The organism is Mesorhizobium sp. M6A.T.Ce.TU.002.03.1.1, from assembly GCF_003997275.1.
Taxonomy (GTDB): Bacteria; Pseudomonadota; Alphaproteobacteria; order Rhizobiales; family Rhizobiaceae; genus Mesorhizobium; species Mesorhizobium mediterraneum.
On the sequence record NZ_RZTI01000016.1, the window covers coordinates 36,469 to 51,016 of the forward strand.

The 14,548-nt window shown below is 61.5% G+C and carries 14 protein-coding genes and 1 pseudogene; 4 read left to right on the forward strand and 11 right to left on the reverse strand.

Annotated elements, in window-relative coordinates; translation table 11 throughout:
* Window positions 1-6 precede the first annotated feature (6 nt).
* A complete protein-coding gene (locus EOC93_RS07700) occupies window positions 7-1,338 on the reverse strand; it encodes a sugar ABC transporter permease (RefSeq protein WP_127204274.1) in 1,332 nt (443 codons plus the stop codon).
* A gap of 145 nt (window positions 1,339-1,483) precedes the next feature.
* Complete coding sequence (xylF, locus tag EOC93_RS07705; RefSeq protein WP_095487174.1) at window positions 1,484-2,524, reverse strand: D-xylose ABC transporter substrate-binding protein; 1,041 nt, start codon at window positions 2,522-2,524, stop codon at window positions 1,484-1,486.
* Between the two features lie 267 nt (window positions 2,525-2,791).
* Here xylF and EOC93_RS07710 point away from each other — a divergent pair, with 267 nt between their 5' ends.
* Window positions 2,792-4,039: an ROK family protein gene (locus EOC93_RS07710; RefSeq protein WP_127204275.1), complete on the forward strand. Its 1,248-nt coding sequence runs from the start codon at window positions 2,792-2,794 to the stop codon at window positions 4,037-4,039.
* A 34-nt stretch (window positions 4,040-4,073) separates the two neighbouring features.
* Here the strand turns inward: EOC93_RS07710 and phoB are convergent, their stop codons facing one another.
* The 7 genes and pseudogenes from phoB to EOC93_RS07745 all read right to left on the reverse strand — a co-directional run.
* Window positions 4,074-4,763, reverse strand: a complete 690-nt coding sequence (gene phoB / locus EOC93_RS07715; protein ID WP_031254097.1) for a phosphate regulon transcriptional regulator PhoB — start codon at window positions 4,761-4,763, stop codon at window positions 4,074-4,076.
* 16 nt (window positions 4,764-4,779) lie between these two features.
* Entirely contained in the window at window positions 4,780-5,487 is a 708-nt protein-coding gene (gene phoU, locus EOC93_RS07720; RefSeq protein ID WP_095487178.1) for a phosphate signaling complex protein PhoU, read from the reverse strand.
* 35 nt (window positions 5,488-5,522) lie between these two features.
* Window positions 5,523-6,338 (reverse strand): phosphate ABC transporter ATP-binding protein PstB, encoded by an 816-nt coding sequence (pstB, locus tag EOC93_RS07725; RefSeq protein ID WP_095487180.1) that lies wholly within the window; start codon window positions 6,336-6,338, stop codon window positions 5,523-5,525.
* 12 nt (window positions 6,339-6,350) lie between these two features.
* A complete protein-coding gene (gene pstA / locus EOC93_RS07730; RefSeq protein ID WP_126104621.1) occupies window positions 6,351-7,964 on the reverse strand; it encodes a phosphate ABC transporter permease PstA in 1,614 nt (537 codons plus the stop codon).
* A complete protein-coding gene (gene pstC, locus EOC93_RS07735; RefSeq protein ID WP_127204276.1) occupies window positions 7,957-9,345 on the reverse strand; it encodes a phosphate ABC transporter permease subunit PstC in 1,389 nt (462 codons plus the stop codon). The genes pstA and pstC overlap by 8 nt, the downstream gene beginning before the upstream one ends.
* Window positions 9,346-9,467: 122 nt before the next feature.
* Window positions 9,468-10,472: a PstS family phosphate ABC transporter substrate-binding protein gene (locus EOC93_RS07740; protein ID WP_127204277.1), complete on the reverse strand. Its 1,005-nt coding sequence runs from the start codon at window positions 10,470-10,472 to the stop codon at window positions 9,468-9,470.
* 506 nt (window positions 10,473-10,978) lie between these two features.
* Window positions 10,979-11,422, reverse strand: a pseudogene (locus EOC93_RS07745) (response regulator); the annotation flags it as partial.
* 334 nt (window positions 11,423-11,756) lie between these two features.
* Here EOC93_RS07745 and EOC93_RS07750 point away from each other — a divergent pair.
* Window positions 11,757-12,116 carry a hypothetical protein gene (locus EOC93_RS07750; protein ID WP_127204278.1) on the forward strand — a complete coding sequence of 120 codons (360 nt, stop codon included), beginning with the start codon at window positions 11,757-11,759 and terminating at the stop codon, window positions 12,114-12,116.
* 43 nt (window positions 12,117-12,159) lie between these two features.
* On the opposite strand, the gene EOC93_RS07755 is transcribed toward EOC93_RS07750, so the two are convergent.
* Window positions 12,160-12,861, reverse strand: coding sequence for a DUF2865 domain-containing protein (locus tag EOC93_RS07755; protein WP_245458148.1), 702 nt, complete (start codon window positions 12,859-12,861; stop codon window positions 12,160-12,162).
* Between the two features lie 34 nt (window positions 12,862-12,895).
* On the opposite strand from EOC93_RS07755, the gene EOC93_RS34670 reads away from it, so the two are divergent.
* Together EOC93_RS34670 and EOC93_RS07760 are read left to right on the forward strand one after the other, a co-directional pair.
* Window positions 12,896-13,228, forward strand: coding sequence for a hypothetical protein (locus EOC93_RS34670; protein WP_245461394.1), 333 nt, complete (start codon window positions 12,896-12,898; stop codon window positions 13,226-13,228).
* Window positions 13,229-13,582: 354 nt separating this feature from the next.
* On the forward strand, window positions 13,583-13,798 hold the full coding sequence (locus EOC93_RS07760) for a hypothetical protein (protein ID WP_126104617.1): 216 nt from the start codon (window positions 13,583-13,585) through the stop codon (window positions 13,796-13,798).
* 215 nt (window positions 13,799-14,013) lie between these two features.
* On the opposite strand, the gene EOC93_RS07765 is transcribed toward EOC93_RS07760, so the two are convergent.
* Window positions 14,014-14,481: a hypothetical protein gene (locus tag EOC93_RS07765; protein WP_348627591.1), complete on the reverse strand. Its 468-nt coding sequence runs from the start codon at window positions 14,479-14,481 to the stop codon at window positions 14,014-14,016.
* Between the last annotated feature and the right edge of the window lie 67 nt (window positions 14,482-14,548).

The following is a 14,548-nucleotide window of genomic DNA, read 5'->3' on the forward strand; positions in this document are numbered from 1 at the left end:
TCTTCCCTAAACGCGCTTGCGGTAGACGGTGTCGAGCCAGACGGCGATCACCAGGACGGCGCCGACGACGACGCTCTGAAGCGGTGAATCGATGCCGAGCAACACCATGCCGGATTGCAATGACTGCATCAGAAGCGCGCCCAGCATGGCGCCGAGCACCGTGCCGGAGCCGCCGGCCAGCGACGTGCCGCCGATGACGGCTGCGGCGATGACCAGCAACTCGTCCAGCGTACCCAGCGCATTGGTCGAGGCATTGAGGCGAGCCGACGCAATCGCCGCGCTGATTGCGGCCAATATGCCCATGATCATGAACACCTTCATGGTCACCCAGCGCGTGTTGATGCCGGCGAGTTCCGCCGCTTCCGGGTTGCCGCCAATGGCAAAGACATAGCGGCCGAAACGGGTGCGCCTGGTGATGAAGGTCATGACGATGCCCACTGCGACCGCAATCAGCACCGGTATGGCGATGCCATGGGCGATGAACAGCCCGCCTTCGGGGACGGTGATGCCGTTCCGCTGCGCGTATTGGCGCACGATGCCGATTGGCCAGGGATAGGAATTGGCGATCCACACGGCGCCGAGGATGGCGGCGCAGGCGACAACACCAAGCAAGCTCTCCGCCCAGACGGGACGCAACGGAAACTTGAACCGCTTGCGCTGCGACCGGCCGTTGAGCAGCATGAAAGCAACGGCCACACAGGCGAGAACGCCGACGATCCAGCTTGCGGTTGCCCCGATCGAGCCACGCGGCCCGCCACCCATGAGCTGGAAGGTAGCGTCGAGCGGCGCGACGGTGCGCCCGCTCGTCATCAGCCACGCCATGCCACGCCAGATCAGCAAGCCGCCCAGCGTCACGATGAAGGCCGGAACCTCGAGATAAGCGATGATGAAGCCCTGGAGCGCGCCTATCATGAGGCCGAGCACCACACCGGCAGCCAATGCGATAATCCATATCCAGGGATTTCCCACCTGGAGCCCCATGACGCGGATCAGGAATTCGGCCTGCGCCACGCCCATCACCATGCCGATCACGCCTTCGACGGAGCCCACCGAAAGATCGATGTTGCGCATCACGATGACCAGCACCATGCCGGTCGCCATGATCGCCACCGAGGAGGTCTGCACCGACAGGTTCCAGAGATTGCGCGGCGTGAGGAAAAGCCCACCCGACAGGATGTGAATTCCAACCCAGATGACCAGCAGAGCGCCGACCATGCCGAGCATGCGTATATCGAGCTCGGTTGCCTTGAGGAACCGTCCGATGGCGCTGAGCTCGGATTCGCGCGCCCGGTCTTCGGCCGTGTGGGCGACCGGTGGGTTGGATGCCGTGTCGGTCATGATGTCCTCCGACCGGGTTGCCGTCTGGCGCGGATGCCGGAACAGAATGCTATTTGCTTTCCACGGTCATTTGAAGCGGAAAGCCTCTCGAAAAACGCCGCGGCCTGACAGCCGCGGCGTTCGTTTCCTTGCGAAATGATCCAGATCAGTTGCAGGCCGCAACGCTGCCCGCGGCGACACCCGCGCAGACTTCGTCCTTCTTGATCCAGCCGGCGTCGATGACGACGTTGAGATTGTCCTTGGTGATGGCAATCGGCGTCAGGAACAGCGACTTGACGGCATTGCCGCCCGGCGTGGTGAAGTCCTTGACGCCCGCAATGTCGGTCATCTGCTTGCCATCGGCAAGCTGCGAGGCGATCTCGGCGGCGTTCTTGCCGAGCTCTCGCGCGTCCTTCCACACCGATACGGTCTGTGTGCCGAGCGCAATGCGGTTCAGCGCTGCATGGTCGCCGTCCTGGCCGGACACCGGGACGGATCCGGCCAAGCCTTGCGCCGTCAGCGCCGCGACGACGCCACCGGCGGTGCCGTCATTGGCGGCAACCACCGCATCGACCTTGTTGTCGTTGGCGGTCAGGAACTGTTCCATGTTCTTCTGGGCGTTGGCGGGAAGCCAGCCGTCGGTATACGCCTCGCCGACATTTTTGATCTTGCCGCTGTCGATGGCATCCTTGAGCACTTCCATGGAGCCGGCGAACAGGAAATCGGCATTCGGATCGGCGCCCGAGCCCTTGATGAAGACGTAGTTGCCTTCCGGCGCCACCTTGAACACTTCGCGGGCCTGCATGCGGCCGACTTCCTGGTTGTCGAAGGTCAGATAGAACACGTCCTTGTTCTCGATCAACCGGTCATAGCCGACGACCGGAATGCCTTCGTCCAGCGCCTTTTGCACCGCCGGCCCGATGGCCGACGCATCTTGCGCAAGGATGATCAGCGCGTTGGCGCCCTGCGAGATCAAGCTCTCGACATCGGTCAGCTGCTTGCCGGGATTGGACTGCGCATCGGCGGAAATATACTTGTCGCCGGCAGCCTCGATCGCCGTCTTCATGGCGGCTTCGTCGGTCTTCCAGCGCTCTTCCTGGAAGTTCGACCACGAAACGCCAATGACCTTGTCCTTCGCCTGTGCGACCGACGCGAGCGTCAGCGACATGGCGACCCCCGCCAGGATGGCGGCTGCGAATCTCTTCATGATAGTCCTCCCTGCGCCGCGTACGGCGCGACCAAACTGGCCCGAAGGCCGACACAAAGGCTCTATTTTTTCGAGCCTCGAAAAAATACTGGTCCAACGCCGAAGCGCTGTCAACATCATTTCTGATGGATTTTGATGTCCCTGCCGACTTTTTTCGAGCCCCGGAATAAACAATGACAGGGCCTTCTGCTTCTGCCAGTATTTGTTGGACGCTGCCGACGGCTTCCGGTTCATGAGCGGCCGCGGCAAGAGGGAGGAAGCAAAAGAATGTCGGTTGGAATCCGTCATGACGATTTGCGTCGGCGCAACCGGGCGATGGTGATTTCGGCCGTACGCCGGGCAGGCCAGCCGTCGCGAACCGAGATCGCCGCGACCACCGGCCTCAGCCATTCGACCATATCGGCGATCTCTTCCGACCTCATCCAGGAAGGCATCCTGACCGAGAGCAAGGCGAGCGAGACGGTTTCGCTGAAACGCGGCCGGCCGCAGGTCGGCCTCAGCCTCAATCCGGAAGCGGCAGCGGTGTTGGCCGTCGTGTTGTCGCTGAATTTCCTCTCGGTCGCCGTCATCGATTATGCCGGACAAGTGGTCGCCGAGGAACAGCGCCGGCTGGACACGCTGACCATGTCGCGCAACGAGCTGATCGACGAATGTGTCGCCATCGTCCGGCGCCGGCTCGAAGATCCCGATCTCGATGTCCAAAGCGTCGCCCGCATCGCGCTGGCGATCCAGGGCATCACCGATTCCCATGCGCGCGCCATGTTGTGGTCGCCGATCACGCCGCAGACGAACATTGCCTTCGCCGACATTCTGGAACGTGAGTTCGGCATCCCGGCCATCATGGAGAACGACTGCAACATGATGGCCGTGGCGCTGCGCTGGCGCGACCCGGATCGCTACCGCGACGATTTCATCGCCATCCTGCTCTCCCACGGCATCGGCATGGGGCTGGTGCTGAAGGGCGAACTGTTCACCGGCACCCATTCCTCAGGCGGCGAATTCGGCCACATGATCCACCGGCCGGGCGGCGCGCTTTGCCGCTGCGGGCGGCGCGGCTGCGTCGAGGCCTATGCCGGCAACTACGCCATCTGGCGCAATGCAAGGCAGTTGAGCGAGAACGCCGAGCCGGTCGCCGATGTCAGCGACGCCGAGATGCGGGCACTGGCGGCCCGGGCGCGCCAGACGGACGGACCGGAGCGCGAAGCCTACCGCAAGGCCGGCGAAGCGCTCGGCTTCGGGCTCGGCAGCCTGTTCGCGTTGATCGATCCGGCGCCGGTCGCCATGGTCGGCGCCAGCGCTGCCGCTTTCGACCTGATCGAGCCGGCCCTGCGCGAGGCCATCGCTCAGACCGCCGGCGGTCAGCATTCGGGTTCGATTTCCTTCGACACCGAGCCGAACGAGCTGCCGCTGATCCGCGAAGGCTGCGCCATGCGAGCGCTGAGCTTCGTCGACCAGGAGATTTTCGCGCCGGGCGCGCAAGGGAAGTCCGGCACGGCCAGGAAGCACGTGGCCTGAACGGAAGAACGCAGCTTGAATTTAGGCAGTCTGTTCAGTCTTCCCTGATCGCATAGCCCGCGCCGCGGATGGTGCGGATGACATCGGGCATGCGACCATTGTTGACCGCCTTGCGCAGCCGGCCGACATGGACGTCCACCGTGCGCTCGTCGATGTAGATCGTCTCGCCCCAGACATTGTCGAGCAACTGGCTGCGCGAGAACACCCGACCCGGGTGCCGCATCATGAATTCGAGCAGCCGGAATTCGGTCGGCCCGAGCCGGATCTCGCTCTTCTTGCGATAGACCCTGTGCGATTCGCGATCGAGCATGATGTCACCGACCTTCAGCACGCTGGACAGCACTTCGGGCTTGGCGCGGCGCAGCAGCGCCTTGACCCTGGCCATGAATTCCGGTGTCGAGAACGGCTTGACCAGATAGTCGTCGGCCCCGGTCGAGAGGCCGCGCACCCGGTCGCTTTCCTCGCCGCGCGCGGTCAGCATGATGATCGGCAGCCGCTCGGTTTCGGGACGCACCCGAAGGCGACGGCAAAGCTCGATGCCCGAAACCGCCGGCACCATCCAGTCGAGCACCAGAAGATCGGGCACGTTTTCCTGAAGCCGGATTTCGGCCTCGTCGCCGCGCGTCACCACCTCGACCTGATAGCCTTCGGATTCCAGATTGTAGCGAAGGAGGACGCCCAGCGGCTCTTCGTCCTCCACCACCATGATGCGCGGCGCGATCATCGGCCGGTTACCCCTGTCATGTCGCCGACGCCGACATCGTCGTTTCGTCGAGCTTCGGTCGATCCGCCGGCAATTGCTGCCCGGTCACGACATAGTAGGCGTTTTCGGCGATGTTGGTGACATGATCGCCGATACGCTCGAGATTCTTGGCGCAGAACAGAAGATGCGTGCAGGCGGTGATGTTGCGCGGGTCCTCCATCATGTAGGTCAGGAGTTCGCGAAAAACCGCCGTGTATTTCACGTCGATCTTCTCGTCGGCGGCGCGCAGCTCTTTCAACGCGCCGGCGTTGCGCGACACATAGTGCTCGACCACGCCGCGGAGCTGCTCGAGAACGAGATCCGCCATCGCGTCGATACCGTGCGAGAGATTACGCGGCGTGGCGCTCTGACCGACGGCGTTGACCCGCTTGGCTATGTTCTTGGCCAGGTCGCCGATGCGCTCGAGATCGCCGGCCATCCGGATTGCGCCAACCACGGCGCGCAGATCTTGCGCCATCGGCTGCCGCTTGGCGATCAGCGTGATCGCGCTGTCGTCGAGTTCACGCTGCCGCGCATCCATGATGGCGTCATCCGAGACGACGCGCTGCGCCATCGCATTGTCTGACGCGAGCAACGCGCGGATCGACGCTGCGACCATCGCGGCGGCGAGCTCGTCCATGTCGCGGATCAGCCTGTCGATGTGCTCCAATTCCTCGTCGAAAGATGCGACGGTATGTTCACCCATGATACTGTCCTCGTGCTCGAAATTCGCCGGACCGCTTAGCCGAACCGGCCGGTGATGTAGTCTTGGGTGCGCTTGTCGTCGGGGTTGGTGAACATCTTATCGGTCGCGCCCTCCTCGACCAGATAGCCGAGATGGAACATCGCCGTGCGCTGCGACACGCGCGCTGCCTGCTGCATCGAATGGGTGACGATGACGATCGTGTAGTTCTGGCGCAGTTCGTCAATCAGTTCCTCGACACGGGCGGTGGCGATCGGATCGAGCGCAGAACACGGCTCGTCCATCAGGATCACTTCCGGTGACACAGCGATGGCGCGCGCAATGCACAGACGCTGCTGTTGGCCACCGGAAAGGCCAGTGCCCGACTCGAGCAGGCGATCCTTGACCTCGTTGAACAGGCCGGCCTTCTTCAGGCTCGATTCGACGATGCCGTCCAACTCCGCCTTGCTCCTGGCCAGACCGTGAATGCGCGGACCGTAGGCGACGTTTTCGTAGATCGACTTCGGAAACGGGTTCGGCTTCTGGAACACCATGCCGACGCGAGCTCGCAGCTCGACGACATCGATTTTCGGGTCGTAGACATCCTCGTTGTCGAGCGTGATCTTGCCGCTTACCCGCGCGATGTCGATCGTGTCGTTCATTCGATTCAAGCAACGCAGAAAGGTCGACTTGCCGCAGCCCGATGGGCCGATCAACGCCGTCACCTGGTTCTCGCGGACATCGAGATCCACGTCGAACAGAGCTCGCTTCTCGCCGTAATGAACGGAGACCTTTTCGCCCTTCATCTTGATCGAAGGCTCGTTGGTTCCGCTACTCAGTTTCTGCTCGACGCTGGCTTCCGTCATGATGTTCATATCCTCTACTCCTTACCAGCGCCGCTCGAAGCGCCTGCGCAGTATCACCGCGATGGCATTCATGATGACCAAAAACACCAGCAAAATCAAAATCGCCGCCGAAGTCTTCTGCTGGAACCCCGCTTCAGGAAAATCGGCCCACATGAATATCTGCACCGGCAGGATCGTCGCGGGATCGGTGAAGCCACCGGGAATGTCGACGATGAAGGCGACCATGCCGATCATCAGCAACGGCGCGGTTTCACCCAGCGCATGCGCCATTCCGAGGATGGTGCCGGTCATGATACCCGGCATCGCCAGCGGCAGGACGTGATGGAATACGGTCTGGACCTTGGACGCTCCGATGCCAAGCGCCGCCTCGCGGATCGACGGTGGCACGGCGCGCAGCGAAGCGCGTGAGGCGATAATGATGATCGGCAGGGTCATCAGCGCCAGCACCATGCCGCCGACCACCGGGGCCGAGCGCGGCAGGCCGAAGAAATTCAGGAATACGGCAAGTCCAAGCAGGCCGAAGACGATCGAAGGCACCGCCGCCAGATTGTTGATATTCACTTCGATGATCGTCGTCAGCCGGTTCTTGGGCGCAAATTCCTCAAGATAGATCGCCGCCGAAACGCCGATCGGGAAGGCGATGGCGAGCGTTACGATCATGGTCAGGAACGATCCGACGACCGCGCCCCAGATACCAGCCAGTTCCGGCTCGCGGCTTGCGCCGGTGAAGAAGAAGATCGAGTTGAACCGGCTTTCGATCAGGCCGGCGCTCTTCAGCGTATCGAGCCAGACGATCACCTTGTCCGAAATCTTTCGCGATGCTTCCGGCGTGTCGATGACCCGCAGGAATGCCTGGCCGCTCGCGGCTGGCGCCGTGCTGTCCAGCGCCTCGATCACCGTGCCCTTTGCGACCGCCGTTCCGTTGGCCCCAGGCGACAGCGCGGTCAGCTTGACCGTGCCGCCATTGAACGCGACCAGCAGCGACGACGCGCCGCTCGTCAGCGTGAGCATGCCGTTTTCGCCCTCGGTCGCACCATGGCCGCGCGCCAACGCCAGCATGGCATCGTCGCCGAAGGTCAGATCGATGTCGCCGCTGCTTTGCGAAGGCGTGACGCTTGTCGAAATCGCCTCGTCCGAACCGACGTCGGCAAGCAAACCCTTGAGATAAAGGTCGGCAAAATCGTCAAGTGGAACCGCGTAGTCCACAGTTCCTCCGAGCATCCCCGGATCAGCAGCGATATCTTTGCGCAGGAACACGCCTGTGCCCGTGGAAATCAGTCCGCGCAGCAGGCGCTTGTCCTGACGGCTCGTCACATCCGGAAATTTTGCCGTAAGCGCTTCCTGGGCGATGGCGTCGTAGTTGACGGCGTCGAGTTTCGCCGGGTCTACCTTGGCCGCCGAAAGATCGATCGGCAGCGTCAGATAGTTCTGCCGCAGCGCCGGGATCGCCTGGGTGACGATCGTCGACAAGAGCAGCACAAGGAACAAGCCGGCCAACGCGACGGCTGCGGCGCCAAGCCATTTGAACCACGTTTCCGCGCGGTAACGGCCCTTCAGCCGTGCCTTCGCGGCATCGTCGGTATGAATGCTGACCGGCCGTCTGCCGGCGCCGAATGACGCGATCGCATCAGTCATATTGCTCTCGGTATTTCTGGACGACGCGCAAAGCGACGATGTTGAGGGTAAGCGTGATGCAGAACAACACCAGGCCGAGCGCGAAGGCTGCAAGCGTCTTGGCGCTGTCGAATTCCTGATCGCCCACAAGCAGCGTCACGATCTGCACCGTCACTGTTGTGACCGCTTCGAGCGGGTTGGCCGTGAGGTTTGCCGCCAGCCCTGCGGCCATGACCACGATCATTGTTTCACCGATCGCGCGGCTGACTGCGAGCAGCATCGCCGAAACGATGCCCGGAAGGGCCGCCGGAAGGATCACCTTGCGGATGGTTTCAGACTTGGTCGCGCCGAGGCCGGCGGAACCGTCCCTCAGGGATTGCGGAACGGCGTTGATCACATCGTCGGAAAGCGAGGAAACAAAGGGAATGATCATGATGCCCATGACCACGCCTGCGGCGAGCGCGGATTCTGACGCAACGTTGAGACCCAGGCTTTCGCCCAGACCACGGAAGTAGGGCGCAACCGTCAGCGCAGCGAAGAAACCGTAGACGACGGTCGGAATGCCAGCAAGGATTTCCAATACCGGCTTTGCGACCGCGCGGACGCTTTTGGAGGCGTAATCCGAAAGATAGATCGCAGCCATCAGCCCGATAGGCGCAGCTACCAGCATGGCAATGAAGGTGATGAGCAACGTGCCGGCAAAGAGCGGCACCATGCCAAAAATGTCCTGGTTGACCGCTCCGGCTTCCGCTCCGGCGCCGGTGAAGGCGCTCTGCGGCGACCAATGTGTGCCGAACAGGAATTTATAGAGCGGCACCTGTTGGAAGAACCGCAAGGATTCGAAGATGAGCGACAAGACGATACCGATCGTCGTCAGGATCGCGACCGCCGAACAGGTAATCAAGAATGCGCGAAGAACGCGCTCGACAACGTGGCGCGCTCGGTAGGCCTGCGCGATGCGCGAATAGGCCCAGTAAAATCCGGACGCGGAAAGCATGAGCGCGACGGCCCAGATGATCCAGCTGCTGGTCGTATGGATCGATTTGTAGACGGCCGCGGCCGCCTCTTTCGTGGGATCGGCGAAGCCGACAAGCCCGCCAAATGCCATCGCACGAGCGTCGCGGATGAAAGCTTCGACCTGCGGAACGCCCATTCCCGACAGCTCGGCGGAGAAGCGGTCGGCGATGATCGACGATTCAATTCCCGGCGTAACCATCGACCACAACACGATCGCAAGCAGCGCGGGACCGGCAGCAAAAAGCGCCAGAAACATGCCATGTTGGCCAGGCAGCGAATGCAACCGCGCGACGTCGCCATTGACACTGGCGATGGCGCGTGTCCGACCTATCCAATAGGCCGCAGCAGCCAGAACTAAGAGAAGAACAACGAGATAACCGACCATGATTCAGGACGTCCCCTCGACCGCCGGCCATTCACCGGCTCAAAGCACGGGACGTTAGTCCCGCGCTTTGTGCTTTAGAGCATGAGGGTCAGAGCGGATATTTGCCCGGACCCCGAAAAAAATCAGGAGCCCATGCCCTTCAGGGCCTTGGCGTTTTCGGCCCACGTGGCGCGCTCGGCGTCCGGCAGCGGGATCAGGCCCTTGTCGGCCAGATAACCCTCAGGACCCCATGCACCCTCCGAGGTATACTCGGCGATGAACTCTTGCATGCCGGGGATAACGCCGACATGCTCTTTCTTGGCATAGATGTAGAGCGAGCGGGAAACGCCGTACTTGCCGGATGCGATGTTCTCGAAGGTCGGCTCGACGCCGTCGACCTTGTGGCCCTGCAGCTTGTCGGCATTCTGGTCAAGGAACGAGAAACCAAAGATGCCGAAGGCATTGGGGTTGGCTTCCAACTTCTGGACAATCAGATTGTCGTTTTCGCCGGCCTCGACAAAAGCGCCGTCTTCGCGGATTTCGCCGCAGCCCTTTTCATTAGCCGCCTTCACTTCTTCCTGGCAGGCCGCATCCATGACGAGTTCAACGAACGCGTCGCGCGTGCCAGACGTGGGCGGCGGGCCAAGCACTTCGATCTTTGTCGCGGGAAGCGACGCATCGACATCCGACCAGTTCTTGTAGGGGTTGGCGACGACCTTTCCGTCAACTGCGACATTCTTGGCGAGCGCCTTGAAAACCTGTTCCTTGGTCAGATCAACGACAGTCCCTGCCTTCGAGTTGGCGAGCACGATGCCGTCAAAGCCGACCTTGATCTCGACCGGCGTCACGCCGTTTGCCTTGCAGGTTTTAAGCTCGCTGTCCTTGATGGCGCGCGAGGCATTGGTGAAGTCGGCGGTATTTTCGCCGACGCCCTGGCAAAACAGCTTCATGCCGCCGCCGGTGCCGGTCGATTCGACGACCGGGGTCTTGATCTGTCCGCTCTGGCCGAGCTTTTCGGCGACAGCCGTCGTGAAGGGGAACACTGTGGACGAACCGACGATTTGAATCTGGTCGCGCGCGGCGGCATAACCAGCCGACGCGGCGAGCGCAAGCGCCGCGGCCGACGCCGTAAGGAGGAATTTCTTCATGTGGCCTGCTCCTGTTCGGAATATGGTCTCTCGGCGCCATTCCTTCGGCGCCCGCTGAGGCCAATAGCCCCCGATTATAACAGTCGCATGACAGTTTGATGTCAGCCCGATAACGCCGCACAGCCATGTCGAAAGGGAAGCGCCGCGGATCTCGCCGGCACAGCCGTGGTTTGCCGCTAGAATCAGCAGCTTGCACGGTTTCCAGCCGGCATTTCCTCGGACAGGCGGTGCAAATTTGCGTCGAAAAAGAAAATCCGGACGGGAGCGCGTTGCATGCGGCCAAAGGAGGTCATGGCCGCGCCATCGCCGAAACAGGTCCGTTGGGGTAAATCTGATCCTGTTTCTTGCCGGCGGTCGCTGCTCCCGCCCGTAACTGGAGGGGCGGAACTCGAATGTGCTTATTGTCCCAACCCGGCGCACGCTTTGGTATGGTGCGATCGCACCATAGTCTCGTCCGCAATGCGTCGCCGAATCTCAGCTGAATTTCTTGCAGCCTGACCGGATGCCTATCCCGCGTTGCGCTGGATTTCGCCGTCCGCGCCGAGCCAGCGCTCGACCTTTTCGAGCAAGGCCCTGGGGCTGATGGGCTTGGGCAGGTAATCGTCCATGCCCGCCTCCAGGCACCGTTCGCGATCACTCTTCAGCGCGTGCGCGGTGACGCCGACGATCGGGACGTGCGTGCCGGTCTCTTCTTCCAGCCGCCGAATAGCGGCGGTCGCGTCGTGGCCGTTCATCTCAGGCATCGAAACATCCATCAGGATCATGCGCGGATTGAGCCTGCCGAAGGCATCGAGCGCCTTGCGGCCATTGCCGACGATCTCGAAGCCGTAGCCGGTTTGGCCGAGAATCTGAGTGAAAACCATTTGGTTCACCTCGTTGTCCTCGGCAACGAGGACATCCAGCCGATGCCCGGTGCGGGGACGAACCGGTGGCGGCTGCAGCAGCGCCCGCCCGGACGCGGCTCCGTATACGGGCAGCGGCGGTTGCACCGGCGATGACTGCGCCATGTCGTTCTCGGAACCGCCGGCCGGCGGCTCGTCGGTGGAATGTGTCCCACAAGCATTAACGTTCCGCTAACCTTAACGGACCGTGACCAGTGCATCGGATTTGGAATTCGCTCGTTGCGCCGCTCCAAGCTGGGGCGAATTCGCATTCGCCACACTGCAGCGCCGCGCCTCGTTTCGGGCGCGCTACGGACGCTGCGGCCCTTTGATTTTGCCCGCGATATTCCGACGGTTGCCGCTAGAACCGAAGCGGCGTTACAATCCCGCAAGGGTGTTGCCGATGTTGGGACGGATTCTGCCTTTTTTGCTGTGCCCGATGCTGCTGTTCGGGAGCGGCTGCTCGCGCAGCTATGACGGCACCGTCGTCATTCCAAGGCCGCTCGATGTCCGGCGGTTCTGGGACAGGCCGCCGCAGCAGGCGCAAGCCGAACAGCCGCAGTTGCAGACCGATGTCTTTCCTGTCGCGCCCGAAACGCCGACAAGAGCCGCGGTCCGCAGAACCAACACCCCCGTGGCGCCGAGAAGGCAAATCACCAGGATTTCCAAAGATCCGCCGACGCCGTCATCCGAGCCGGCAAAACCGCTCACCTGCAGGAATGTCAGCCAACCCGGAAAACGGGTCCGCATGGTCTGCGAATAGCCGACCGGCATTCAAACGGTGATCTAAATTAAGCTCCACGGGGTCAGTTTTCGGGGAAGAAAGCCGGTCCGACCACCCTTACCGGCCGCGTTGCGGTCAATTTTTCGATCGACTGATGCTGGGCGGCGCCCTTGGCTTCGGCAGTGGGAGCCCCGAGATCCGGAGCTTTGGCATCGGGTCCGAGAATTTCCGCAACGGCGCCAAGATCCGGCTTTGTCGTCGGCAATGGAATGATGGCGTTGGCCATGTTGGCGGGTGTTACCGTCCGCGCCCTGAGTTCGGCGACCCGCCGGGAATACCGCTTGACGCTACAAGCCTTGAAATTGGCGTCGTCGCGGTACCGGAAAGCGGCCGCAAGCTCCGTATAGGGTTTTCGCGTCTCGAGAGCGACCATCGCCTCGGTCTCGAGGCTGGCATCCTCCAGCGTATAGAGGTCGACACCGGGATCGTCGCAAATGTAGCGGCACTGATCGACGGTCTCCTTCAGATCGTCTCTTTTGGCGAACTGCGATTTTGGCGCGGGGAAGAAATATCCGTCCGACAGGCGCACGCAAAACAGCATCGGGCTGCCAGCATATTTCAGGCCAGCGGACTGGGTTTTGGCTGCCGAACGCTGGTCCTGCTGCTGCTCTTTCTGCCGATTCTGTTGCTTGGCGGTGGGCGCGCAGCCCAGGGCGGCGAACCTGGCCCGCAGGCCGGCTGTATTCCTGCCCGCATTCGATGCGGCCGCGATCTGGCGTTGCACCTCTGCCTTGCTCCTGACGAGATCGGCACAAGGGTTGAAGAAGAACCCGACCAGCGAACTTTTGGCCGAACATTGGCGCTGTTTCTCCAACCGTTGGATCGCAACAAGCTGCCGGCGAAACTGCGCAAGCTGCGGGCTCGACCCGCCGCCGCGTTCGGCCGAACGCATTTGGCTTTTGATCGCGCTGCAACTATCCGCGTATGAAGAGGAAGTGCCGAGCATAAATGCCGTCACCAATACCGGCACAAGAAACATGTCAGACCAGAAGCGTGTCATTGGAGCGACCATTGCCATTGTTTCTGCCGATAACCTGGAACCGCATTCTTTGTTGATGGTGAATAAGGGTTCTCTAATGAGCACCACCTAATTCCAGCGAGATTGCAGTTTCAAGAGACTTTAATACTAGTGTATTACATGTATTCGCGTAAATTCAATATTGCACTTTTGTTTCAAGATTGAGACGAAACCAAAAACAACGCCGGCTACCCGCGCCACTGCCGAAAATTTGACCTGACTGGCAGGTTTCAGACTCCTCGATCGACCGGTGAATCCCCGATCAATCCGGCGTAACCGGCAGTTTCGCACTGAAACCTTTGTCCCGTCTTCGGCGTTAAATGGCCATTGCAGCCGCGCGTCCCTTTGGATGCACAAAGGACGCTGATTTGGCGCATGGTCCTTTCCGGTCTTGGGCCATGCGCCGGGCGGTCAAAAGGAGACTCGCATGTCGATTCACTTCACTGTCTCGGGCCTGACCAGAAATCTGTTTCATTCGCTTGGACTGGACCATGAGCGCGCGCCGAGACCTCTCAGTCCTGAGCAAAATCTTTTGCTGGAATGCTATCTGTCCGGCCAGATTCCGGAATCGGCCTGGAGCGACTACGTCTTCGAGACACCGGAATTGGCACGCCATGTCAACGCGAGGCGCGGGCAGCACTAGTGCATGTCGCCCAAAAGTGCGCAGCGGTTTTGGGATAACGACATGCATAAAAACAAAGGCTTAAAGCGCGTCGATTGAATCCGTTTCAACGCGACGCGCTTTAACATCTCGTACCGGATTTCGGCCCGATCGCTTTGGGATGGCGCCACCGGACTACGCGTGGCTGAATGCGCCCGCCCGGAAACGAGCGGGCTTTTGCTTGGGGTGACGCCCGATTACTGTTTGGGCGAGCTGAATTGCAGGGTGAAGATGTTGCCTGCAATCCCTTGGGCGAGCGCCGGCGAAAAGCTCAGCGGCAAGCAGTCTTCCACGGCGGCGATCGCGGCATCGACAAAGGATTGCCGTGCCTTCGCGTCGCCGGTCACGTTGATGGCAGCCGGCCTGGGCGGGCCGATCAGCGTGCCATTGCGCTTGAAGCTGAAGCTCAACGTGACGGTTGAATTCCCGGCATCTGCCGGCGGGGTCCAGCACGCCTGGATCGCAGCCCCGACATCATCCATGGTGTTGAGCGATGCGGCATTCGATTGACAGGTGGCGCCTGCCAATACCGCGCCCGCAATCACCCACAGCCCTGCAGCGCGTTTCATTGCAAGTCCTCGTCCTTCCGCCTTGCCCGCACAGCGATATGGTACGGACAATGGTGACGATGACAATATGTTTTGCGAAGGCTTGATGCCCGGCAATTCGCGAAGTCAGGCCGCAGTTTCCCGGGCGAAATGGCCCTTGAGAGCAAAAAGGCCGGCACATGGC

Coding starts and splice junctions, on each gene's coding strand:
- EOC93_RS07700 (WP_127204274.1), bottom strand. CDS start 1,338: ATGACCGACACGGCATCCAACCCACCGGTCGCCCACACGGCCGAAGAC.
- xylF (WP_095487174.1), bottom strand. CDS start 2,524: ATGAAGAGATTCGCAGCCGCCATCCTGGCGGGGGTCGCCATGTCGCTG.
- EOC93_RS07710 (WP_127204275.1), top strand. CDS start 2,792: ATGTCGGTTGGAATCCGTCATGACGATTTGCGTCGGCGCAACCGGGCG.
- phoB (WP_031254097.1), bottom strand. CDS start 4,763: ATGATCGCGCCGCGCATCATGGTGGTGGAGGACGAAGAGCCGCTGGGC.
- phoU (WP_095487178.1), bottom strand. CDS start 5,487: ATGGGTGAACATACCGTCGCATCTTTCGACGAGGAATTGGAGCACATC.
- pstB (WP_095487180.1), bottom strand. CDS start 6,338: ATGAACATCATGACGGAAGCCAGCGTCGAGCAGAAACTGAGTAGCGGA.
- pstA (WP_126104621.1), bottom strand. CDS start 7,964: ATGACTGATGCGATCGCGTCATTCGGCGCCGGCAGACGGCCGGTCAGC.
- pstC (WP_127204276.1), bottom strand. CDS start 9,345: ATGGTCGGTTATCTCGTTGTTCTTCTCTTAGTTCTGGCTGCTGCGGCC.
- EOC93_RS07740 (WP_127204277.1), bottom strand. CDS start 10,472: ATGAAGAAATTCCTCCTTACGGCGTCGGCCGCGGCGCTTGCGCTCGCC.
- EOC93_RS07750 (WP_127204278.1), top strand. CDS start 11,757: ATGTTGGGACGGATTCTGCCTTTTTTGCTGTGCCCGATGCTGCTGTTC.
- EOC93_RS07760 (WP_126104617.1), top strand. CDS start 13,583: ATGTCGATTCACTTCACTGTCTCGGGCCTGACCAGAAATCTGTTTCAT.